Origin of the sequence: Geothermobacter hydrogeniphilus, assembly GCF_002093115.1 — a bacterium.
In the GTDB taxonomy this organism is placed as follows: domain Bacteria; phylum Desulfobacterota; class Desulfuromonadia; order Desulfuromonadales; family Geothermobacteraceae; genus Geothermobacter_A; species Geothermobacter_A hydrogeniphilus.
In genome coordinates this window covers 1-22,002 of the sequence record NZ_NAAD01000006.1, presented here as the reverse complement: position 1 = coordinate 22,002, position 22,002 = coordinate 1, and the positions used below count along the sequence as shown (strand labels likewise).

At 60.2% G+C, this 22,002-nt stretch carries 20 protein-coding genes; 12 read left to right on the top strand and 8 right to left on the bottom strand.

Annotated features, from left to right (window positions below):
- Nucleotides 1-281: 281 nt before the first annotated feature.
- The 5 genes from B5V00_RS06335 (at nucleotide 282) to B5V00_RS06315 (ending at nucleotide 6,779) form a co-directional block, all read left to right on the top strand.
- The gene (locus B5V00_RS06335) at nucleotides 282-1,007 is read left to right on the top strand and encodes a response regulator (protein ID WP_085009930.1); all 726 of its coding nucleotides are present in this window, start codon (nucleotides 282-284) and stop codon (nucleotides 1,005-1,007) included.
- Entirely contained in the window at nucleotides 997-2,781 is a 1,785-nt protein-coding gene (locus tag B5V00_RS06330; protein WP_172399638.1) for an ATP-binding protein, read from the top strand. The genes B5V00_RS06335 and B5V00_RS06330 overlap by 11 nt, the downstream gene beginning before the upstream one ends.
- 152 nt (nucleotides 2,782-2,933) lie before the next feature.
- A complete protein-coding gene (gene aroC / locus B5V00_RS06325; protein WP_085009928.1) occupies nucleotides 2,934-4,016 on the top strand; it encodes a chorismate synthase in 1,083 nt (360 codons plus the stop codon).
- 55 nt (nucleotides 4,017-4,071) lie between these two features.
- Entirely contained in the window at nucleotides 4,072-5,916 is a 1,845-nt protein-coding gene (locus tag B5V00_RS06320; protein WP_085009927.1) for a rhomboid family intramembrane serine protease, read from the top strand.
- Nucleotides 5,917-6,083: 167 nt separating this feature from the next.
- Nucleotides 6,084-6,779, top strand: coding sequence for an SDR family oxidoreductase (locus tag B5V00_RS06315; protein WP_085009926.1), 696 nt, complete (start codon nucleotides 6,084-6,086; stop codon nucleotides 6,777-6,779).
- Between the two features lie 79 nt (nucleotides 6,780-6,858).
- On the opposite strand, the gene B5V00_RS06310 is transcribed toward B5V00_RS06315, so the two are convergent.
- Both B5V00_RS06310 and B5V00_RS06305 read right to left on the bottom strand, forming a co-directional pair.
- Complete coding sequence (locus B5V00_RS06310) at nucleotides 6,859-7,308, bottom strand: hypothetical protein (protein WP_085009925.1); 450 nt, start codon at nucleotides 7,306-7,308, stop codon at nucleotides 6,859-6,861.
- Complete coding sequence (locus B5V00_RS06305) at nucleotides 7,301-8,371, bottom strand: type IV pilus twitching motility protein PilT (RefSeq protein WP_085009924.1); 1,071 nt, start codon at nucleotides 8,369-8,371, stop codon at nucleotides 7,301-7,303. The genes B5V00_RS06310 and B5V00_RS06305 overlap by 8 nt, the downstream gene beginning before the upstream one ends.
- A gap of 228 nt (nucleotides 8,372-8,599) precedes the next feature.
- On the opposite strand from B5V00_RS06305, the gene B5V00_RS17520 reads away from it, so the two are divergent.
- Nucleotides 8,600-8,875: a GSU3128 family (seleno)protein gene (locus tag B5V00_RS17520; RefSeq protein WP_281249662.1), complete on the top strand. Its 276-nt coding sequence runs from the start codon at nucleotides 8,600-8,602 to the stop codon at nucleotides 8,873-8,875.
- Between the two features lie 69 nt (nucleotides 8,876-8,944).
- Here B5V00_RS17520 and B5V00_RS06300 read toward each other — a convergent pair whose 3' ends face one another.
- The 6 genes from B5V00_RS06300 to tsaA all read right to left on the bottom strand — a co-directional run bounded on the left by B5V00_RS06300 (nucleotide 8,945) and on the right by tsaA (nucleotide 15,411).
- Nucleotides 8,945-10,234, bottom strand: coding sequence for a TRAP transporter large permease (locus tag B5V00_RS06300; protein WP_085009923.1), 1,290 nt, complete (start codon nucleotides 10,232-10,234; stop codon nucleotides 8,945-8,947).
- 79 nt (nucleotides 10,235-10,313) lie between these two features.
- Entirely contained in the window at nucleotides 10,314-10,853 is a 540-nt protein-coding gene (locus B5V00_RS06295; protein WP_085009922.1) for a TRAP transporter small permease subunit, read from the bottom strand.
- A 51-nt stretch (nucleotides 10,854-10,904) separates the two neighbouring features.
- Nucleotides 10,905-11,966 (bottom strand): TRAP transporter substrate-binding protein DctP, encoded by a 1,062-nt coding sequence (locus B5V00_RS06290; RefSeq protein ID WP_139800692.1) that lies wholly within the window; start codon nucleotides 11,964-11,966, stop codon nucleotides 10,905-10,907.
- Between the two features lie 244 nt (nucleotides 11,967-12,210).
- Nucleotides 12,211-12,921 (bottom strand): two-component system response regulator BtsR, encoded by a 711-nt coding sequence (gene btsR, locus B5V00_RS06285; RefSeq protein WP_085009920.1) that lies wholly within the window; start codon nucleotides 12,919-12,921, stop codon nucleotides 12,211-12,213.
- Entirely contained in the window at nucleotides 12,918-14,594 is a 1,677-nt protein-coding gene (locus B5V00_RS06280) for a sensor histidine kinase (protein WP_085009919.1), read from the bottom strand. The genes btsR and B5V00_RS06280 overlap by 4 nt, the downstream gene beginning before the upstream one ends.
- Nucleotides 14,595-14,679: 85 nt before the next feature.
- Nucleotides 14,680-15,411, bottom strand: coding sequence for a tRNA (N6-threonylcarbamoyladenosine(37)-N6)-methyltransferase TrmO (gene tsaA, locus B5V00_RS06275; protein ID WP_085009918.1), 732 nt, complete (start codon nucleotides 15,409-15,411; stop codon nucleotides 14,680-14,682).
- 269 nt (nucleotides 15,412-15,680) lie between these two features.
- Here tsaA and pstS point away from each other — a divergent pair, with 269 nt between their 5' ends.
- The 6 genes from pstS (at nucleotide 15,681) to B5V00_RS06245 (ending at nucleotide 21,794) form a co-directional block, all read left to right on the top strand.
- The gene (pstS, locus tag B5V00_RS06270; RefSeq protein ID WP_425432582.1) at nucleotides 15,681-16,733 is read left to right on the top strand and encodes a phosphate ABC transporter substrate-binding protein PstS; all 1,053 of its coding nucleotides are present in this window, start codon (nucleotides 15,681-15,683) and stop codon (nucleotides 16,731-16,733) included.
- A gap of 110 nt (nucleotides 16,734-16,843) precedes the next feature.
- Nucleotides 16,844-17,767: a phosphate ABC transporter permease subunit PstC gene (gene pstC / locus B5V00_RS06265; RefSeq protein WP_085009916.1), complete on the top strand. Its 924-nt coding sequence runs from the start codon at nucleotides 16,844-16,846 to the stop codon at nucleotides 17,765-17,767.
- Nucleotides 17,764-18,609 (top strand): phosphate ABC transporter permease PstA, encoded by an 846-nt coding sequence (gene pstA, locus B5V00_RS06260; RefSeq protein ID WP_085009915.1) that lies wholly within the window; start codon nucleotides 17,764-17,766, stop codon nucleotides 18,607-18,609. The genes pstC and pstA overlap by 4 nt, the downstream gene beginning before the upstream one ends.
- Nucleotides 18,610-18,672: 63 nt before the next feature.
- Nucleotides 18,673-19,467: a phosphate ABC transporter ATP-binding protein PstB gene (pstB, locus tag B5V00_RS06255; protein WP_085010042.1), complete on the top strand. Its 795-nt coding sequence runs from the start codon at nucleotides 18,673-18,675 to the stop codon at nucleotides 19,465-19,467.
- Between the two features lie 10 nt (nucleotides 19,468-19,477).
- On the top strand, nucleotides 19,478-20,137 hold the full coding sequence (gene phoU, locus B5V00_RS06250; RefSeq protein WP_085009914.1) for a phosphate signaling complex protein PhoU: 660 nt from the start codon (nucleotides 19,478-19,480) through the stop codon (nucleotides 20,135-20,137).
- 259 nt (nucleotides 20,138-20,396) lie between these two features.
- The gene (locus tag B5V00_RS06245; protein WP_085009913.1) at nucleotides 20,397-21,794 is read left to right on the top strand and encodes a sigma-54 interaction domain-containing protein; all 1,398 of its coding nucleotides are present in this window, start codon (nucleotides 20,397-20,399) and stop codon (nucleotides 21,792-21,794) included.
- Nucleotides 21,795-22,002: the final 208 nt, after the last annotated feature.

The following is a 22,002-nucleotide window of genomic DNA, read 5'->3' as shown; positions in this document are numbered from 1 at the left end:
CTCACGCTGAACTCCATCAACGTGACGAATTATGACTTTCGGCCATGGTCGTGGTGAGCAGGCCCACAGCGCAGTGGGAAGCCTGAAGCGACCTGCGGGAAGCACCAGTGGGGATCCGATGGGTTTCCGCGGGAAGAGCCACCTTCTTACCCCCTTGCAGACAGGCCCCGCCCTCAAAGGCGGGGCCTGTCTGTTTTTCGCCTCTTTCCTAACAGAATGCCAACAATATGATATTACTGTTTCCTGAAACGGCGCCGCTTGCCTGAAAACAGGATGATCCCATGGCCGACAAGACAATTCTGATTATCGAGGATGAAGAAGATATTCTCGCCCTGGTGCACTACAACCTCGCCCGTGACGGTTTCCAGGTCGTTTGTGCCACGTCCGGGGAGGATGGGCTGCGGATGGTGGCCGAGCACCACCCTGACCTGGTGCTACTCGATCTGATGCTGCCGGGGGTGGATGGCCTTGAAGTCTGTCGCCGTCTGCGTTCGGACGCGGAAACGGCGGCACTGCCGATTGTCATGATGACCGCCAGGGGGGAGGAGAGTGACGTGGTGACCGGTCTTGAACTCGGTGCCGATGACTATGTCACCAAGCCCTTCAGCCCGAAAATTCTCATTGCCCGGGTACGCGCGGTGCTGCGGCGGCGGAGCGGGGCGGGGAGTGAAGGCGGCAATGACGAAGCCCTGGTTCATGGCGAGCTGACGATTCATCCGGGCCGCAAAGAGGTCCTGGTGGCGGGTGTTCCGGTTGAACTGACCTTCACGGAATTCCGGGTCCTCCATTTTCTTGCCGGTCGGCCCGGTTGGGTCTTTACCCGCTACCAGATTGTCAACGCCGTGCGTGGTGAGGATTATGCCGTGACCGATCGGGCGGTGGATGTGCAGATCGTCGGTTTGAGACGGAAACTCGGGTCCTGTGGCGCGCTGATCGAAACGGTGCGCGGGGTCGGTTATCGCTTCAAGGATCTCGATGCCGAAGTCCGGAGCAGCCATGGCCCGTAGGCGCCTGCTCTGGCATATTTTCCCCGCTTACCTGCTGGTGACCCTGGTCGCCCTGTTCGGTGTGACCTGGTACATGACCCATGCCCTGCGCCAGTTCCACATGCAGCAGGCCGAGGCCGATCTGCTGGCGCGGGCGCGGATGCTGGCCTACCAGTTGCGCGGTCAGGTCGATCTCCGTCATGCGCTGTGGATTGACAGCCAGTGCAAGGCCCTGGGAAAACGGACCGGTACCCGGCTGACCGTGGTGCTGGCCGACGGCAAGGTACTCGGTGATTCGGATAAGGATCCGCTGCGGATGGACAACCACGCCGGGCGGCCGGAGATCATTGCCACCCGCTCCGGGAAAATCGGTCGTGCGGTGCGCTTCAGTCATACCCTGGGCAAACCCCTGATGTACGTGGCCGTGCCGGCAGTTGATGGTGACAAGGTGGTCGGCAGTATTCGTGCCGCTTTGCCGATGACCGCGGTGGAAGCAGCGTTGCAGGATATCCACTGGCGCATTTTCGCCGGCGGGGTGCTGGTGGCGTTTTTTGCCGCGCTGGTCAGTCTCTGGATCGCGCGGCGTGTCAGTCGGCCGCTGGAGGAGATGAAGCGCGGCGCCGAGCGGTTTGCCCGTGGTGAGTTGGAGTCACGGCTGCAGGTCGGCGGTTCGGAAGAGGCCCGGAGCCTGGCCGAGGCGATGAACCGCATGGCGGCGGAACTCCACGGCCGCATCCGGACGGTGCTGCAGCAGCGCAACGAAATCGAGGCGGTTCTTTCGAGCATGGTCGAGGGGGTTCTGGCGGTCGATGTCGACGAGCGGTTGTTGCGCCTGAACCGTGCTGCGGCGGAGATGCTCGGTGTCAGTTCCGACGGCGCGGTCGGTCGGCCGGTGCAGGAAGTGGTGCGCAAGGTCGATCTGCAGCGGTTCGTCCACCTGGCGCTGGGCAGCAGCGAGCCGGTCGAGGATGACCTGGTGCTGCGTGGTTCCCGGGATCGTTATCTGCAGGCCCATGGTACCCGCCTGACTGGTTCCGGAGGACAACAGCTCGGAGCCCTGATCGTTCTCAACGATGTCACCCGGTTGCGGCGGCTGGAGCGGGTCCGCAGTGACTTTGTCGCCAATGTTTCGCATGAACTGAAGACCCCGATAACCGCCATCAAGGGATTTGTCGAAACGTTGATTGACGGCGGCATCGAACAGCCGGAGGATGCCCGGCGCTTTCTCGGCATTGTTCTCAGGCAGGCCGAGCGGCTCAACGCCATCATCGAGGATCTGCTGCAGCTCTCCCGTATCGAGCAGGAGGCGGGTCTGGAGGGTATCCCCCTGGAGCCGGGCGATATCGCCCCGCTGTTGCGCAGCGCCCTGCAGGCCTGCTGCATGCAGGCCGGGAAGGAGACTATTCCTCTCCGCCTCGAATGTCCCGAGTCGCTGCCGGCGAGCATCAACGGGCCGCTGCTGGAGCAGGCGGTGACCAACCTGGTTGACAATGCCGTCAAGTACAGCCCGGCCGGTGCCGAGGTGCTGATCCGGGCCGAACGTCTCGACCGGGAGATAATTATCGAGGTGCGCGATCAGGGTTGTGGAATTCCCGCCAAGCATCTCTCCCGTCTGTTCGAGCGCTTTTACCGGGTCGACAAGGCCCGCAGCCGCAAGCTCGGCGGCACCGGGCTCGGACTGGCGATCGTCAAGCACATTGTCCAGGCCCACGGCGGCACGGTCAGCGTCGCGAGCGAACCGGGACAGGGGAGCTGCTTCACCATCCGGTTGCCCGACGTCCCTGACCGGCCGTGAGACGCTCCAACGCTGAGTCGGAGCAGGACCCTCCCCCATCCAGCGAACGTTCCAGGGCAACGAAGCAGACGGGTGCTTTTGATCGACCCCGGGACTTCCCTTTCCCGCCCCTTCAGCTATAATAGGCCTCATTTCCAGCCGAGGAGCCCATTATGTCGAGCAGTTTCGGAACCCTGTATAAAGTCAGTACCTTCGGTGAATCTCATGGGATCGGTGTCGGCGCCGTCGTTGACGGCTGTCCGGCCAACCTGGAGCTTTCCGAGGCTGATATCCAGCCCCAGCTCGACCGACGTCGGCCCGGGCAGTCCGATCTGACCACCCCGCGCCAGGAAGCGGACCAGGTGTCGATCCTTTCCGGGGTGGAAAACGGCAAAACCCTCGGCACGCCCATCGGGCTGCTGGTGCGCAACAAGGACCAACGTCCCGGCGACTACGGCGAAATGAGCCGGGTGCCGCGTCCCTCTCACGCCGACTACACCTACCAGGTCAAGTACGGCAACCGCGCCGCCAGCGGCGGCGGTCGCTCCAGTGCCCGCGAGACCATCGGCCGGGTAGCGGCGGGGGCGATTGCCGAAAAGATACTGAAACAGTACTGGGACATCGAGATCGTCGCCTGGGTTTCCAGCATCGGCAACGTGCGCTGTGGCGCGGTTGATCCCGAGCAGCTGACCCGCGAGCAGGTCGACGCCCATATCACCCGCTGTCCCGATCCGGCAGTCGCCGAGCAGATGGCCGAGACGGTACGCGAGGTGCGCGACGCCGCCGATTCGATCGGCGGGGTGGTCTCCTGTGTCTGCCGCAAGGTTCCGGCCGGATGGGGCGAGCCGGTGTTCGACAAGCTTGAGGCGGGATTGGCTCAGGCGATGCTGTCGCTGCCGGCGACCAAGGGCTTCGAGATCGGCTCCGGGTTCGCCGGCACCGAGCTGCTCGGTTCGCAGCACAACGACCTGTTTGTCCGCAAGGGGGAGCAGCTCGGTACTCTCACCAATCACGCCGGTGGCGTACTCGGCGGGATCTCGAGCGGTGAATCGATCCTTTTTCGCACCGCCTTCAAGCCGGTGGCGACCATCGGCAAGAGCCAGCAGACGGTTGATTTCGACGGCAAGCCGGCGGTCATGGAGGCCAAGGGGCGGCACGATCCCTGCGTAGTTCCGCGGGCAGTGCCGATTGTCGAAACCATGACCGCCCTGGTGCTGGTCGATCTGGCCCTGCGCCAACAGGCGCGGCAACTCTGAACCTGCCGGTTCCCGGAACTCGGGGCCGGCAACATCCATTGATGGGAGGGGGGAAATGTCCGAACAACGCTACCGGATTGTTTTTCGCGGCGGCCTGCGCTACGGTTTCGAGGTTGAGGAGGTCAAGCAGAACCTGCAACGGCTCTGCCGCTACGATCAGGCAACCGTCGACAAGTTGTTCGATGGCCGTTGCGCGGTCCTCAAGAGTGGTCTCGACGAAGCCGGGGCCAGGCGTTACCAGGCTGCTCTGGACCGGACCGGGGCGGAGGTTGCCATCGAGACCATGCCGGTCGCGGCGCCAGCCGTTGCTGTCGCGAAGAACTTCCGTTGTCCGAAGTGCGGATTTCCCCAGGAACGGGGTCTTAGCTGCGTTCAGTGCGGGCTGGTCTTCAGCAAGTTCGAGCAGCGCAGCCGCCGGGCCGAGGAACCGCCGGTAAAACCGGGAAAACCGCCGGAAGCGGAAGCGCCGGAGGATGCCGGGCATTTTTCCCGTCATCCGGAGCGGGCCTTTCTGCTCAAGGCCTTCGGTATGATCCTGGCCATTCTCTTTCTTCGCCAGTTTCTCAGCGGCGGACTGCTGATCATCGCTTTCTTCCTGTTTCCGGTTCTGTTCCTCGTTTATATCCGGTTGCATGCCGTGACCAGTGGGGAAGACCCCTCCGCAGTGCTGGCCCAGCACATCACCTTCATGCCGGTGATGTATGCCGAGGGAGAGCGCCGGCGAGAAGGCCAGACCTGGGTTACCTATGGCCTTATCCTGCTGAATGTCCTGGTGTTCTACGGGTTTGAATTGCGGGTCAGTTCGGACCTGCTGGTCAATAATCTGCTCTTTCTGCCTCGTCATCCGAACCTCTGGAATGTACCCCTGAGCCTGTTCAGCTCACTCTTTCTGCATGCCGGCAACGGCCATTTGTGGGGCAACATGCTGTTTCTCTGGGCGGTCGGCACGGTGGTTGAGCGGCGTATCGGCAGCGGGCGGTTTCTGGCGTTCTATCTGCTGCTGGGCGTGGCCGCCAACCTGTTCGGGGCCGCTGTTCACAAGCTGTTCATGGGGGCGACTCTGCATGCGCTGGGAGCCTCCGGGGCGATTGCCGGAGTGATGGGGGTGTTCGCCGTGCGCTGTTATTTTAAAAGCATGGTTTTCCCCCTGCCGATTCTCGGCATCTTTTCGTTGATTCTGCCGGTCAGCCTCAAGGTCCGGCTCAACTCGCTGGTCATTATCGGTCTGTTTTTTCTCGGTAATTTAAGTGGCGGATTCTCCCAGCTGGCTGATGGTGCCGTCGGCGGTGTCGGTCATTGGATTCATATCGGCGGCATGCTGGCCGGCATCGGCCTGGCGATGTTCTTCAAACTCGGTGATCAGGCCGTTGAAGAACGGCACCTGGAGATTGGCGCCGCGGCCCTGGAGGGTGGCCGGGTCAATCTCAATGAGGGGGAGGAATCTCTGCGTCGGATGTTGCGGCAGGATCCGCAGAATACCGAAGCGATGCTGCTGTTGGCACGCCTGCTCTCCAGGTTCGGTGCCTGCGACGAGGGTCGGCAGCTTTACGCCCGGGCGATCGACCGCCTGTCGCGAACCGACCCCCCGCAGGCCATGCAGGCGTTTTGTGAATATTGTCAGGATTATTTCACCGCGATCGAACCGGCGGTCCAGTTCCGGCTCGCCGAGCTTTTCCGTCGTGACGGGGATCTGGAGACGGCCTCACGTTGCCTGGAACAGCTCAACGAAGACCGGCAACTGCCCGCCGACCTGCGGGAGAAAGTTCTCTTTCAGTATGCCCGGATCCTTGACGAACTCGGTTTTGCCGAGGTCGCCCTCGGCTACTACCGCAACCTGGTTGAACATTTTCCTGCATCAGTCTATATCCCCAAGGTGCAGGCACGCCTTGCCCGGGCCTGAGATGATTCTGAAACGGCGGGTTGTGCCGGACCGAGAGCAGGTGTGTGAGTTGAACGGTTTTTCAGAAAACCGGGCAGGCCGATGACCTGGTCTTATTGTCCCACTGCTGGCGGGAGCGCTTGATTCAGGAGTAAGATGGGATTACCCCTCTTGCCCGGGAGTTGGTCATGGCAGAAACGATTTTGATCACCGGAGCCAATCGCGGTATCGGCCTGGAACTGGCGCGTAGCTTTACGGCGCTGGGTTGGCAGGTTCTGGCCTGTTGCCGTGATCTGCAACAGGCGACTGAACTTCGGCAGATGGCCGATGGCAGACCGGAAGTCGAGTTGCTGCACCTCGATGTTGCCGCGTCCGACCAGATTGTTGCTGTGGCCGGGCACCTTGCCGGCCGTCCCATCGACATCCTCTTTCACAACGCCGGTCTCTTCGGTTCCCGCGACCAGGCTTTCGGCAATACCGATCCGGAGCAATGGCTGGAGGTCTTTCGGGTCAATGTGATCGCTCCGCAGAAGCTGACCGAGTCCCTGGTCGAAAATGTCGCCTGCTCCGGGCGAAAAATAGTCGCGATTATGGGCAGTCAACTCGGCTGTATCGGTGACAACAGTTCCGGGACCTGGCCGATCTATCGTACCAGCAAGGCGGCGGCGCACATGCTGATGCGCACCATGGCGTTTGATCTCAAAGCGCGCGGCATCACCGTGGTCGCCTTTCATCCCGGCTGGGTGCGGACCCGCATGGGGGGCGCCGAGGCGCCGCTGGAACCGGCAGCGGCGGCGGCCGGGCTGACCCGGCAGCTGCTCGGCCTGAGCCCGGCCGACACCGGCAGCCTGATTCACATGGATGGGCGGCGACTCGGTTGGTAGGATGTCAACCTTGATGCTTTTGCAAAAAAGCATCAAGTGTGTTGGCTAAGCAAAAAGCTGGTGAGTTTTTGCGACGTCATCAACCTTCGATGGTCAGCAGGAAGCGGGGGTTGAGATAGAGAATCTGGTCCGGCAGCAGGCAGGCGACAAAGCGTTTGTCGTCGTTGAGAAAATCTTTGACCCGGCCGCGACTGCCGGACAGGTTGACGTGGATCTCGGCGCTGAAACGATGGCCGAGAATGGTTTCCATCCGCACCAGGTGACGTTGGCCGAGCAGCAGCAGCGGGTCGAGTTCTTCTTCCCGTCCGACCTGGACACTGATCACCTGGTCGAGGTTGACCAGGATAACATCGTCAGTACGGCGCAGCGGCAGAAAACGCTCTTCGTCGTTGAGGATTTCACCGACCCGCTGCATGCCTTCGTGGTGCGGACTAACCAGCTGTAGAAACAATTCTCCCGCCAGTTGCCTGCCGTCGCTCAGGACCAGCAGGACACTGCGGGTCGCGGTTGCCAGGCGTCGGTCACTCATGGTTCACCCCCTTGAGCAGTGGTGCGAACTGCGCCTTGTTGTGGGCAAAACGGTGGGCTTCCTCGGCGCTGATTCTTTTTCCCCTGAGCAGCTCCTGCAGCGACTGGTCCATCAGCTGCATCCCCTCTCCTCGCCCGGTCTGGATCACGGACGGGATCTGGAAGGTCTTGCCTTCGCGGATCAGGTTGGCCACCGCCGGGGTGACGCTGAGAATCTCCAGGGCGGCGCAACGCTTGCCGTCGACGGTGCGCGGCAGCTGCTGGGCGATCACTCCCTTGAGCGATTCGGCGAGCATGGTGCGGATCTGTTCCTGCTGCGAGGTCGGGAAGACGTTGATGATCCGGTCGACGGTCTTGGCGGCGCTGCTGGTGTGCAGGGTGCCGAACACCAGGTGCCCGGTCTCGGCGGCGGTGATCGCCAGTTCGATGGTTTCCAGGTCGCGCATCTCGCCGACCAGGATGATGTCCGGATCCTCGCGCAGGGCCGCCTTGAGTGCGGCGGCGAAGGAGGCGGTGTGGTTGCCGACCTCGCGCTGGTTGACCAGGCTCCGGTTGCTCTGGTGGACGAATTCGATCGGATCCTCGACGGTGAGGATGTGCTCGGACCGGTTGCGGTTGACATGATCGACCATCGCCGCCAGGGTGGTCGATTTGCCGCTGCCGGTCGGGCCAGTGACCAGCACCAGCCCTTTCTTGTGCTCTGTGAAACGTAGCACTGTTTGCGGCAGACCGAGCTGCTCGGCGCTGAGGATTTCGGTCGGGATGATGCGGAAAACGGCGCTGATGCCGAGTCTCCCCCAGAAGATATTGGCGCGAAAACGGGCCTTGAGAGCCGGGACTTCGTAGGCGAAATCGAGATCCCGCCGCTGCTCGAATTCATCCCGTTGCGCCTCGTTCATAATTTCGTAGAGCAGTGCCTGGCACTGGGGGTGGCTCAGTACCTTCGAATGTGCCGGCTGCAGTTGCCCGCCGGAGCGCATCAGCGGGGGATTCTGCGGAGAAAGGTGCAGGTCGGACCCCCCTTTTTCCTGGAGGATTTTGAACAGTCCGTCGATTTTGGCCATTGAAGCTCCCGGCAAGTGCTGATGACCGCGGATGACGCGGATCATGTTGGGTGAGGGTGAACTATCTCGGGCATCATAAAGGGGATTGTTTTCTTATCGACCCCCCGGCGGAGAAAATTTACCCGGTTTCAATGAGAGTGCGGCGGGTTTCGATTTTGGGTAGACCTGAATCTGGTAGACTGAGACAGATTTCTGAACAACCGATCCGTCCCTGTGAGAGGAGGAAGCATGAAGATCCGCAAGAAGTTTTTTGATTTTGAGTACAGCGAAGTCCTCGATGTCAAGACCCGTGAACTGATCCGTGTCGCCTGCGCGGTCGCCGTCCATTGCCCCGACTGACTGCAGAAACACTTCGCGGTCGCGAAGCAGCACGGCGCAAGTGAGGATGAAATCCGTGAGGCGATGGCCTACGGGATGATGGCCCCCGGCGGCCGGGCGAAGAATTTCGCCAAAGCCATGTTGCAGGAGATGGCACGGGGGGAGGAGAACGAAGGGAAAGAGTGAAATGCAGGCATGAAAAAAGCCGTGCTGAAGGTGTGTTCAGCACGGCTTTTTTCAGCGTTGCAGGTCCGGTCACCCCATCCCGAAAAGTCCGGGGAAAAGGGCGACGATGGCGAGTACGATGACCTGCAGACCGATAAAGGGCATGACGCCCTTGTAGATGTCCATGGTGCTGACCTCCGGTGGAGCGACGCCCTTGAGGTAAAACAGGCTGAAGCCGAAGGGGGGGGTCAGGAACGACGTCTGCAGGTTCATGGCGATCAGGATCGCGTACCAGATCGGATTGATGCCGAGGTTGGCGGCGATGGGAGCCAGGATCGGCACGATGATGTAGGAAATTTCAACGAAGTCGATGAAAAACCCGAGCGCCATGATGACCATCATGGAGAGGACGATGAAGCCCCATTTGTCCCCGGGAAGATTCATCATGAAATCTTCAACGATGATGTCACCGCCGGTATAGGTGAAGACCATCGAAAAAGCCGTTGCGCCGATCAGGATGGCGAAGACCATGGCCGAAACCTTGATCGTCTCCAGAGCACTCTCCTTGACCATGCGGAAGGAAAGCTGCCGGTACAGGAAGGCCAGGACCAGGGCGCCGATTCCGCCGACCGAAGAAGATTCCGTCGGCGTCGCCACGCCGAACAGGATCGAGCCGAGGACCAGAACGATGAGTGTCAGGGGGGGGACAATCGCCTTGAGAGCGGTTTTGATCTGCTGCGGTTTGGTCTGCGTGTTGTTTTCCAGCCGAACGGGAGGCGCAAGCTCTTTGCGCATGGCGGTAATAATCAGGATGTAGATAACGTAGAAGGCCACCAGGACAAAACCGGGCCAGAAAGCCGCCTTGAAAAGATCGCCGACCGGCTCCTGGAAGACATCGCCGAGGATAATCAGGACGATCGACGGCGGGATGATCTGGCCGAGGGTGCCGGCTGCGCAGATGGCTCCGCAGGAGAGGCGTTTGTCGTACTTGTACTTCAGCATGACCGGCAGCGAGATGACCCCCATGGCCACCACGCTCGCGCCGACCACTCCCGTTGAGGCGGCCAGCAGCGCACCGACGAGAACAGTCGAGATGGCGATGCCGCCGCGCACCTCGCCGAACAGGAATCCCATCGATTCCAGCAGCCGCTCGGCAAGTTTGGATTTCTGCAGCACGATTCCCATGAAAATAAACAGCGGGATCGCCATCAGGATGGTGTTGTTCATGATGGCCCAGATGCGGTGCGGCATCATGGCGAACATGCCGGTTCCTTCAGAGAACACGCCGAAGAAGACCGCGACCGAGCCGAAAGTAAAGGCAACGGGAAAACCGACCAGCAGCAGCACCAGGGCTGCGGCGAACATGATGATTCCAATCATTCTTCTATTTCCGTGGCTGGGGCCTGAAATCCACCTGATTCAGAGAATCCGGCAAGAAGGGCCGTTTGGTTCAGTTGCGCTACAGGACATCATCTTCGATGTTGTGCGGTTTTTCCCGTTCCAGGCCGAGAAACATATTGATGTTGTGCAGCATGAACCCACCGGCTGAAATAATGACCATTACGAACGACAGGGGGATCATGGCCTTGATCAGGTAGCGATGTGTCAACCCCCCGGGGTCACCGCTGATTTCGTGAAGCATGTAGGATTCCTTCACGAAGTCGATGGAACCGTTGACAATCAGAAAGCAGAGGGGCAGCAGCAGAAAAATGGTGCCGAGGATATTGATGGCCGCCTTGGCCTTTGTCGGCAGACGGTCGTAGATGATGTCGACCCGAACATGCCCATCCTCTTTCAGGCAATAGGAGATCCCGAACAGGAATGTCAGGGCAAACAGATGCCACTCCATTTCCTGCAGGGCAATGGAGCCGCTTCTGAAGAAGTAGCGCATGATCGCATCATAAAAAACATTGATCAGCATGAGGATCAGCAGAAAGGCGCTGAGGTTGCCGATGGCGTCGGCATATTTATCAAACCAGCTTTCGAGTTTAAGCAGCATGACGGCTCCTGTAAGAATCCCCCCCCGCCGGTGGGCGGGGGGGTGCTGCGGTTATTCCTTGATATTGTCTTTCAGGTAGGCGTAATCGGAAATCCGCGTCCATTCGCGGGCCATCTTCATGTAGGCGCGCTGGGAATCGAGGATTTTCTTGAACATCGGGTTGGCCGCGGCTTTTTCATTCAGCAGTTTGGTGTTCTCTTCCTTCAGTTTGCTGATGATCTCTTTCGGGAAGGTGCGGACCTTGATGTTCGGATAATCTTTCTGGATCTTCGCCCAGTTGACGGCGCTCTCATGGTACGACTGGGCATACATGTCATAGGCCGCGGTTTTCATGGCGACGGTCAGAATCTCCTGCAGGTCGGCCGGCAGGGCATCGAATTTCTTCTGGTTGACCAGGAACTGCAGCTCGGTGGCGGGCTCATGCCAGCCGGTGTAGTAGAAGGGGGCGATCTTGTTGAAACCCATGTTCAGGTCCAGCGAGGGGCCGACCCATTCCAGGGCATCGATGGTGCCGCGGTCGAGAGCGGTGTAAAGCTCACCGGCGGCAATGTTGGTCACGACCACACCGAGCTTGGAAATGACTTCGCCGGCAAATCCGGGGATGCGCATTTTCAGCCCCTTCAGGTCATCCAGGGATTTAATCTCCTTGCGGAACCAGCCGCCCATCTGGTTGCCGGTGTTGCCGCCGGGAAAGGAGTAGAGCCCGTACTTGCCGTAGACTTCTTTCATCAGTTTCATGCCGTCGCCATAGTAGAACCAGGCGTATTGTTCGGGGGCAATCATCCCGAACGGCATGGTGGTGAAGAACATGGTGTTGGGGTCCTTGCCCTTCCAGTAGTAAGAGGCTGAATGACCCATGTCGTACTGGCCGGCACGTACCATGTCGAAAATGCCGAACGGGGACTTGTGCTTGTTTTTGGAGTCGATGCGGATCAGCAGGCGACCATTGGACATCTTCTTGACCATCTCGGCCATATTCTTGACCGCGTCACCGAAAATCGGGAAATTGGTCGGCCAGGTCTGGGCCAGGCGCCAGTGATAGACCTTCTGGTCGGCGGCCTGGGCCTGGGTGGGCAGGATGCCGCCGAGCAGAAGCCCGCAGACAACCAGCATCGGAATGATGATGCGTTTGAATTGACCTCTCATGTTTTCTCTCCTCCGTCTTAGATAGGGGATGACGCCCTGTTTCTGCGGCGTCAACCGGGTTGGCAGTCCTTCACCGGAGTGATTCTAGAGCAGGGCGGCCGTCGGAGGCAGTGCGGGGTGGGTGAGCGGTTGTATTTTCAGCCGAGAGGTTGCTGCGGCGGGGTAAGCGGTGGCGGATGACGGATCGTCGTGCCGATTCGGCGGAGGAATATTAGAGGAGCAGGGTTTCCTTGAGTTTTTTCAGATAGCGGCGGCTGACCGGTAGAGTCCTGGCGCTCCGGGTGCGGATTTCTGCGCCACCGCCTTCCTGCAGGTTTATTTCATCGATCTGGGCGATATTGACCAGATACTGTCGGTGGCAGCGCAGCAGGCGGGTTCGGTCTTCCAGCAGCTTGAGCGTCAGCTCGGTGAAGAAAGTCCCGCCGGGGGTGACAAGGTTGACCCCGCTGGCGGAGGAGCGCACGAATTCGACATCTGCCAGGTCGACCAGTTTGATGCGGTTTTTTCTCAGGCAGGGGATCCGTTCAATGGTCAGGGCGGTCAATTCCGGATGTGCCCCGGAACGAAGGGTCGAACGCATTTTACGCAGGGTTTTTTTCAGGCGGTCCTTATCGACCGGTTTCAGCAGATAGTCCAGGGTTTTTTCTTCAAACGCCTTCAAGGCATATTCGTCATAGGCCGTGACAAAGACGATATGCGGCATCACCTTATCTTCGATCAGGCTCAGCAACTCGAAACCGTTCAGCACCGGCATCTGGACATCGAGAAAGAGCGCTTCCGGGTGGATCCGGTTGATGGCTTTGAGCGCGTCGATTCCGTTGGAACAGCTGGCGACGATTTCACATCCACCGATCTCCTCCAGCAGGGCTTCAAGCTCTTCCCGGGCGTGGGGTTCGTCATCGACGATCATGGTGCGTATCATGCGACCGACCTCATCTCGCCCGGAAGCCTGATCGTGACCAGGGTCTTCTCGTCGGGGATGCAATCGACCGCCAGGCCGAACTGGTCGCCGTACAGGCGCCGGATCCGCTTGTCAACGATGTTCATTCCCAGTCCGCTCTGGTGTCCTGCCTTGTAGAGGCCGGCATTATCTTCAATGGTGATGACGACGCAATCTCCCTGCTGGAGGGCGGTCAGGCGGATGATCCCCTGCCCGAGGATGTTGGAGATCCCGTGTTTGACGGCGTTTTCCAGGATCGGCTGGAGAACGAAGATCGGCATTTTCAGTTTGAGCAGGGCGGGATCGACCTCCATCTCGACCCTGAGCCGGTCTTCGAATCGGGCTTTTTCAAGCTTCAGGTAGGAGTTGACATGGTCAAGTTCCTCTTCGAGCGTTGCCAGGTCGCTGGTCCGTTTCAGGTTCTTGCGGAAAAAATTGGACAGATGCAGCAGCAGGTCCCGGCCCCGGTCGGCATCCTTGCGAATGACGGCAATCACGGTGTTGAGAGCGTTAAACAGGAAGTGGGGGTTGATCTGGGCCTGAACCAGTTTGAGCTCCGATTTGACCAGCAGGTTTTTCTGCTCTTCGAAACGGGTTCTCAGCAGCTGATGGGACAGCAGGTTGGCGATGCCTTCCCCCAGGGTGCGGTTGAGGTTGAGAAAGAGTTTCTGCTGCGGTTCGTAGAGCTTTATGGTGCCGATGACTTCATTGTCAACGTGCAGCGGAACGACAAGCGCCGAGCCGAGTGGGCAGGTTCCGGAGATGGTGCAGTGAAAATGTTCCCGCACGCCGTCGGCGTAAACAACCCGGTTGCTCGCGATTGCCTTGCGGGTGAAACCGGAGGTGATGGCGCTGCCCGGGTGATGGTGGTCGGAGCCCGCGCCGACAAAGGCGAGAATTTTCTCCCGGTCGGTGATCGCCACCGCTCCGACCCCGGTTTCGTCGTGGATGATCAGGGCCAGCTGCTCAGCGGTTTTCTGATTGAGACCCCGGGACAAGAGCCCCAGTGCCCGTTCGGCGATGCGCAGGGCCTTGGCTGAGAAAATGGCGCCGAATTTGTCGTACATCCGTTTCTGGTCGCGGATGATACTGGTGAAAATGGCGGCGCCGGTGCTGTTGGCGAGGACCATCGGCAGGGCAATGGCCCGCACCAGGGACAGGGCATCTTCAAACGGTCGCGAGAGCAGCAGAATGATGGCCATCTGCAGCAGTTCGGCGCAGAAGGTGGCAACAAAGGCGGTCTGTGGACTGTAAACCCTGTCGGACTGGCCGCGTCTGACCAGGTAGAGATGGACCAGTCCGCCAACCAGGCCCTCAATGGTGGTGGAAACACCACAGGAAAAAGCGGTAAAGCCTCCCAGCGAATAGCGATGCAGGCCGCTGGTCAGACCGACTGAGAGCCCGAGTACCGGCCCGCCGATCAGCCCGGCGAGAACCGCGCCGATGGCTCGCGTATTGGCAATGGCGTCCTGGACCGGCAACCCGAAATAGGTGCCGAGGATCGAAAAGACTGAGAAGACGAAATAGAGAATCAGCTTGTGGCGGGCACGCAGAGTATCTCCCGCCAGCGGCCGGAAAATCGGCGACTTGGTGAACAGGTAGGCGATGACCAGGAACAGCGACATCTGCTGGAGTAAGGCAAGGACCAGTGTCATTTAAGTGTCTCACCGTGAATCGGGATGATGCCGCATCGTACGATGAAATCAATAGATAAGGCAAAATCAGCGAGTTGAACCGGGTTCATTTTTCGTGATCATCTTCAATGTTTATCACCAGCGGCCCGTCTTCTTCTTCCCGCCAGCGGATGTTGCAGCCTGAGAGGTTCATGCCGAATTCGCCCGTGCCTTCGCCGTGCCGGTAGCCGGGACGCGGGTCGAGAGCGAGGGTCTGGTTGATCAGGGTTTCCAGCTCCTGCCGTCCGGCCAGGGCTTCGCGGGCCGGCGCGCTGAAGCGTACCCGGCGTTCCGCCGCCGGGGCTTTGGCGAAGGCGCCGGCCGAGGCGTTCTCCACCTGGTCGACGTAGGGGAGGTAGGGCTTGATATCGATGATGGGAGTCCGATCAATCAGGTCGAGGCCGGTCACGACCAGGCCCAGCTTTCCTTCCCGTTGTTCGACGCCGCACAGTTTGATCACCGACATGCCGATACGATTGGGGCGGAAAGGGGAGCGGGTGGCAAAGACCCCGCTGCGCCGGTTGCCGCCGAGGCGTGGCGGCCGCACCGTCGGCTGCCATGGCTTGTCGGCCGGAACCTGGTCAAAGAGAAACAGCAGCCAGATGTGGCTGTACTGTTCGATGTCCTTCAACGCTTCTTTGCGGTTGTAGGGCGGCAGCAGTTCAATGAATCCCTCTGCTGCCGGAACCAGTCCCGGTTGCCTTGGCGCGGCGAACTTCTCCCGAAAAGGAGAGCGCGCCCGGGCGATGATCTTCAGTTGCAGATTCGGCTCGACTGGCAGGTTGATCGGTTCGGACATCGTCGGTACTCCTCCTGATGAAACCACATTCTTCTCTTCCTGCCGTTATTCGTCAAGTCCTAACACCGCCCTAACAATGGTTTGCTAACCAGGCTGAACTTGGCTTCCGGCCTCTGAACAGATCCGCTTCCGGTCGCCTTTTGCAGACTTTTAACCGATTGCTAACAAAACTCTAACCCGCCCTCTCCAGAATCGACCGCGTGAATGATCAATAAACGTGGCGCCGGGATGAGCCCGGGCCGAAAAGGAGACTTGAGAGGATGAAACAGATGCTGCAGCAATGTAAACGGATCCTGCTGATCGCTCTGGCCCTGACCCTGGCCGTCGGCGCGGTTCCGGCCCTGGCCAAATCCCGCACCATCAATGGCGCCGGCGCGACCTTCCCGTTCCCGGTCTATTCGCAGTGGGCCTATCAGTACTACCGGGTGGCCAAGGTCAGACTCAACTACCAGTCGATCGGTTCCGGTGGAGGAATTCGCCAGATCAAGGCCAAAACCGTTGATTTCGGTGCGTCCGATGCTCCCCTCAAGCCGGTTGATCTCGAAGCCGCCGGGCTGCTGCAGTTCCCGATGATCATGGGCGGCGTGGTACCGGTAGTCAATGTCCCCGGTATCAGTGCGGGACAGCTGAAACTTTCCGGGAAGCTGCTGGCCGACATTTTCCAGGGCAAGATCAGCAAATGGAATGATGCCCGCATCCAGGCCGACAACCAGGGTCTTGCCCTCCCCGACCAGGCGATCACCGTGGTGCATCGTTCGGACGGTTCCGGGACCACCTGGATTTTTACCAATTACCTGACCAAGGTTTCGTCCTCCTGGGCGAAAAAGATCGGCAACAACAAGGCGGTCAACTGGCCGGTCGGGGTCGGCGGCAAAGGCAATGAAGGCGTCGCCTCCTATGTCCAGCGGGTCAAGGGTTCCATCGGTTACGTCGAGTACGCCTACGCGCTGCAGAACAAGATGAACCATGTGCTGCTGAAAAACAGCGACGGCAACTATGTCGCTCCGACCAGTGAAACGTTTCAGGCTGCGGCTGCCGGTGCCGATTGGGCCAACGCCAAGGGTTACTACATGGTCCTGACCAATCAGCCGGGGGAAAACAGCTGGCCGATTACCGGGGCGTCCTTCATCCTCATGTACAAGAACCAGGTCAAGCCGGAGACCGCCCGGGCGGTTCTCTCCTTCTTCGACTGGTGTTACAAGAATGGCGGCGAGATTGCCAACAATCTCGACTATGTGCCGATGCCGGCCAAGGTCGTGGACATGGTTGAAGCAACCTGGCGCCAGGAAATCAAGGCTTCCGGAAAGCCGGTCTGGAAGTAGGTTCGAGACGAAACGCTCCTTGCGGGAGCAGAAAACTGACGATCAGAGCCGGCCCCTGTTGAGAGGGGCCGGTTTTGGTGCATAGGCAGTCCGGTTTCGGAGTTGAATACATGCAGACACATCGACGTTTTGATTGGGATCCTGTTTTCCACTACCTGACTCTTGGCGGGGGACTGGTCCTGATGCTGGTGGTGGGGGCAATTTTCTGGGAGCTCTGGCAGGGCTCCCAGTTGTCGCTGGAAAAATTCGGCTGGTCTTTCCTGGTCACCGAAACCTGGGATCCGGTCAGTGAAACCTTCGGCGCCGCCAGCACCATTTACGGAACCCTGGTTTCAACCCTGATCGCCATGCTGATTGCCGTCCCCTTAAGTTTGGCGATCGCCCTGTTTCTGGTGGAGCTGGCGCCGCCGCGGGTTTCGGCCCTGGTCGGCGGCGGAATCGAACTGCTGGCGGCGATTCCGAGCATCATCTACGGCATGTGGGGCCTGTTCGTCTTTGCTCCCTTCATGTCCGAAACGGTACAGCCGCTGCTGGCCCATATTCCCGGGCCCTTCTTTACCGGAACGCCGATGGGCATCGGCATGCTCAGTGCCGGGTTCATCCTGGCGCTGATGATCCTGCCCTTTATCACCGCGGTGACCCGTGACATTTTCCGCATGGTGCCGGCGGTGGTCAAGGAATCGGCCTACGGGATGGGGTCGACCACCTGGGAGGTGACCCGCAAGGTGACCATTCCCTACGGCATCCAGGGGATCATCGGCGCCTGTTTTCTTGGTCTCGGGCGCGCCATCGGCGAAACCATGGCGGTAACCTTTGTCATCGGCAACCGGCATGAAATATCCGCCAGTCTGTTTGCCGCCGGCAACAGCATCGCTTCGACCCTGGCCAACGAGTTCACCGAGGCCTCCGAGGATATTTACCTCAGTTCACTGGTGGAACTGGGACTGGTGCTGTTCGGTCTGACCCTGCTGCTGCAGATCCTTGCCCAGTGGTGGCTGAAACGGACCCGGCGCAAGATGGGAGGTGGGCTGTGAGGGAGCGGTCGCTGGCGAGGCGCAAGTTGACCGATCTGCTGGTGCGGATCATCTCCGTGCTGGCCGCCCTGTTCGGTCTCTTCATCCTTGGCTGGATTCTCTACGTGATCATGGCGCGGGGTGTCGGCGCTATCAACTGGGCGTTTTTCACCGAGCTGCCGGCTCCCCCGGGGATGATGGGCGGCGGACTGGCCAATGCCATTGTCGGCACCCTGCTGATTACCGTGCTGGCCAGCCTGATCGGCATCCCTCTCGGGTTGCTGACCGGGGTCTACCTGGCCGAGTTCGGCGGCCAGTCTCGTCTGGCCGAAGCCATCCGCTTCTGCAGCAACCTGCTGATGGGGACCCCCTCGATCATCGTCGGCGTCTTTGTCTACGGACTGATCGTGGTGCCGCTGGGGGATTTCTCCGCCTGGGCCGGCGCCGTCGCCCTGGCGATCATCATGCTGCCGGTGGTGGCCCGGACCACCGAGGAGATGCTCAACCTGGTTCCTGACAGTCTGCGCGAAGCGGCCCTCGGTCTCGGCACGCCGCGCTGGAAAACCACCCTGCAGATCCTTTTTCGGGCCGCCGGCAGCGGTCTGGTGACCGGCATTCTGCTGGCCGTGGCCCGGGTCAGCGGTGAAACCGCGCCGCTGCTGTTTACCTCGCTGAACAGTCCGTTCTGGTTCGAGACCCTCAACGAGCCGATCGGCAACCTGACCGTCACCATCTTCAACTACGCGATGAGTCCCTATGCCGACTGGCAGGCCAAGGCCTGGGGCGCCTCGCTGCTGATTACCCTCGGCGTTCTCAGTGCCACCCTGCTGGCCCGAACCACCCTCTGGTTGAGGAGAAAATAAACGATGAATATCGCAACCGCAGTTCCCAAGACCGGCCTGGCTCTCAGCCCGGACGACGACAGTATGGACCGGACACACTCCGACGTTATCAGCCGCCCCCGCGGGGAGGTGAAAATTTCCGCGCGCGGATTGAATTTCTACTACGGCAACCAGCAGGCGCTGATCAACAATGATCTCGACATTCTGAGCGGCAAAGTGACCGCCATTATCGGGCCGTCCGGTTGCGGCAAGTCGACCCACCTGCGTATCTACAACCGGATCTTCGAACTTTACAAGGGACAGCGGGCTACGGGGCAACTGTTGCTCGACGGGGAGAATGTTCTCGATTCGAAAATCGACGTTCTGGAGCTGCGTCGCCGCATCGGCATGATTTTCCAGAAGCCGACCCCCTTCCCGATGAGCGTGTTCGACAATGTCGCTTATGGTTTGAAGCAGCACTATCTTCTGCCCCGCAGCGAGATGCGGGACCGGGTGGAGGAGGCGCTCAAGGCTGCCGCGCTCTGGGACGAGGTCAACGACAAGCTCGACAAACCCGGCACCGCCCTTTCCGGCGGTCAGCAGCAGCGCCTCTGCATCGCCCGGGCGATCGCCGTGCAGCCCGAGGTGTTGCTGATGGATGAGCCGACCTCGGCCATCGATCCGGTGGCCACTGCCAAGATCGAGGATCTGATCGGCGCCCTGCGCGGTCGCTACACGATCGTCATCGTCACCCACAACATGCAGCAGGCGGCGCGAATTTCCGACTACACCGCCTTTTTCTACCAGGGGACGATCGTTGAATACGGTGAGACCGAGACCATGTTCACCAAGCCGAAGGTCAAGCAGACCGAGGACTATATTACCGGCCGGTTCGGCTGAGGAGGTCAAGATGACTGTGCACATGCTGCGGGAAATGGAAAAGCTGAAAAAGATGATTCTCGCTCTGGCAGCGCTGGTTGAAGAGAGTGTCCAGCAGGGGGTTCTCGCTCTGTTGAAAAGAGATGCCGACCTGGCCCGCAAGGTGATTGAAATGGGAGACCAGGTCAACCAGCTGGAAGTCGACCTTGAGGAAGAGTGCCTGAAAATCCTCGCCCTGCATCAGCCGGTCGCCGTCGATCTGCGCTATATCGTCGCGGTGCTGAAGATCAACAACGATTTCGAACGGATCAACGATCTAGCCGGCAATCTCGCCGAACGCGCCCTGCAGCTGATGAATGATCCGGAGCTGGAGCCGCCCTTCGCCGTGCAGCGGATGAGTGAGGTGGTGGAGAAGATGCTCAAGAAGACCCTCGATTCCCTGGTCAACATGGATCTGGCCCTCGCCCTGGATGTCCTTGATCTTGACGATGAGGTTGACAGTCTGCACCGCGAGAGCTTCGCCAGGACCAAGGACCGCATTCGTCAGCAGCCCGAACAACTCGATGGCCTGATTCAGTATCTCTCGATTTCCCGCTACCTGGAGCGAATCGCCGATTTGACCACCAACGTGGCGGAGGATGTGGTGTATATGGTTGAAGGGAAGATCATCCGACACCACAACACAGCTTGAGAGGTAGGGCGGCCGATATCCGCACATCTGCTGCGTTGCCCTCGGTCTTCAATCCTCGACGTAGCTGTCGCTACGCCTGTGGTTTCAGCCCTCGGGCGCCTTGCATCTGCACGAATCTCGACCGCCTCGGAACGGTGGTGCTGGGGGGCGGCCGGCTCCACTTGTTCCCGTAACATCCGCAAACCACAAGCCAATTCCTGCCGCACCCGCCACGCAAACCCTTGAAGCCGCGCCGCAGAGCGGTTACATTGTCTGTGTCATGCAATCGACCTCTCCTTTGACCATCGAACATCTCCCCGCGGTCAGACCCGACCTGGTGGCGCTCGGCGGCGGTTCGCGCTGGCGGGTTGAACGCTGCTCGGTGCGACTGGCCGACCGGTTCGCGAGTGATCCCGAGGCGCTGCGCGGGAGAGATCTTTCGACCCTGTTCGCCGGCAGCCAGCCGTCACTGGTCGAATTGTTGCGCGAAGTGGTGGAGAAGGACGCGCTTCTCTCCGGGGTTGTCCTGCGTCTTCCTTCCGGCGAGACGGTTAACCTGGCGTTGGAGCCGCTGGGATTGAGTGATGATTACAGCGGTTACCGGGTCGCTCTGTTCCTGCAACAGCATGAGTCCGAACCCCCCGGGGAGACCTTCGGCCTGATCGGAAGCAGCCCGGCGATGCGCGATGTGCTTCGCAAGATTGAACGTTATGGTCCGACCGAGGCGGCGGTGGTGGTGACCGGCGAAACCGGCACCGGCAAGGAGCTGGTGGCCGCGGCGCTGCACCGGGCCAGTGAGCGGTGCGATGGCCCGCTGGTGGCGGTCAATTGTGCGGCGATCAGTTCCGAGTTGCTTGAGTCGGAACTGTTCGGACATGAAAAGGGTGCGTTTACCGGAGCGATCCGCAGCCATCGCGGTCGCTTTGAACGGGCCGACGGCGGCACTCTGTTTCTCGATGAGGTCGGTGACATGCCGGCCGAGATCCAGGCCAAGTTGCTGCGGGTACTGGAGACCGGCTGCATTGAGCGGGTCGGTGCCGAGCGGGAACAGCGGGTTGATGTGCGTGTCGTTTGTGCCACCAACGTGCCGCTGGAGCAGGCGGTCGGAGAAGGGCGCTTCCGTGCCGACCTCTACCACCGGTTGGCGGTGCTGCGTATCCACCTGCCGCCGTTGCGGGAAAGGGTCGAGGATATTCCGCCGCTGGTCGACCATTTCCTGCGGTCCTTCTCGAAAAAATACCGGCGGCGTATCGAACGCCTGACGCCCGAGGCCATTTCCCTGCTGCAGGCCTATCTCTGGCCGGGAAATATCCGCGAGCTGCGCAACGTCCTGGAGCGGGTCTTTATCGAGACCCGGGCCGAGGTGATCGGAGCGCGCGCCTTTGCCGAATGGGTGCGGGAGCGGCAGGCGTTCGCGTCCGGCGGCCAGTCGCGGACGGACGCTCCGATTGTCCCTCCTTATCCCCTGCCGCAGACTGAACGCCTGCTCGAAGCCCCGGCCGAGCTTTCCAGCCGCGACCGGCACTCCCATTCCACCTGCCCGGTCGGGTTGACCCGTGAAATGATCCGCGAAGCCCTGGACTATCATCGCGGCAATCTGAGCGCCGCGGCCCGGCGCCTCGGTGTTCATCGCGCAACGCTCTATCGATACCTGAAGAAACTCGGTATTCAGCGCTAGGAGACTGTCGGACTATACAGGCTGAAGCGAAAATTCGGGCGTTTGAGCACAGATTTCGGCTCAATTGCAGCCTCATAGCAGTGGCTATGGGGCAAAATGGAGCTGGGATATGGGCCGAACGCACGGATTTGCAGCCAGTTCATGGATAGTCCGTATATGGTCTCCCCCCTTTTTGCAAGGGCTTTGTGTCGTTAATGACAGGGACAGG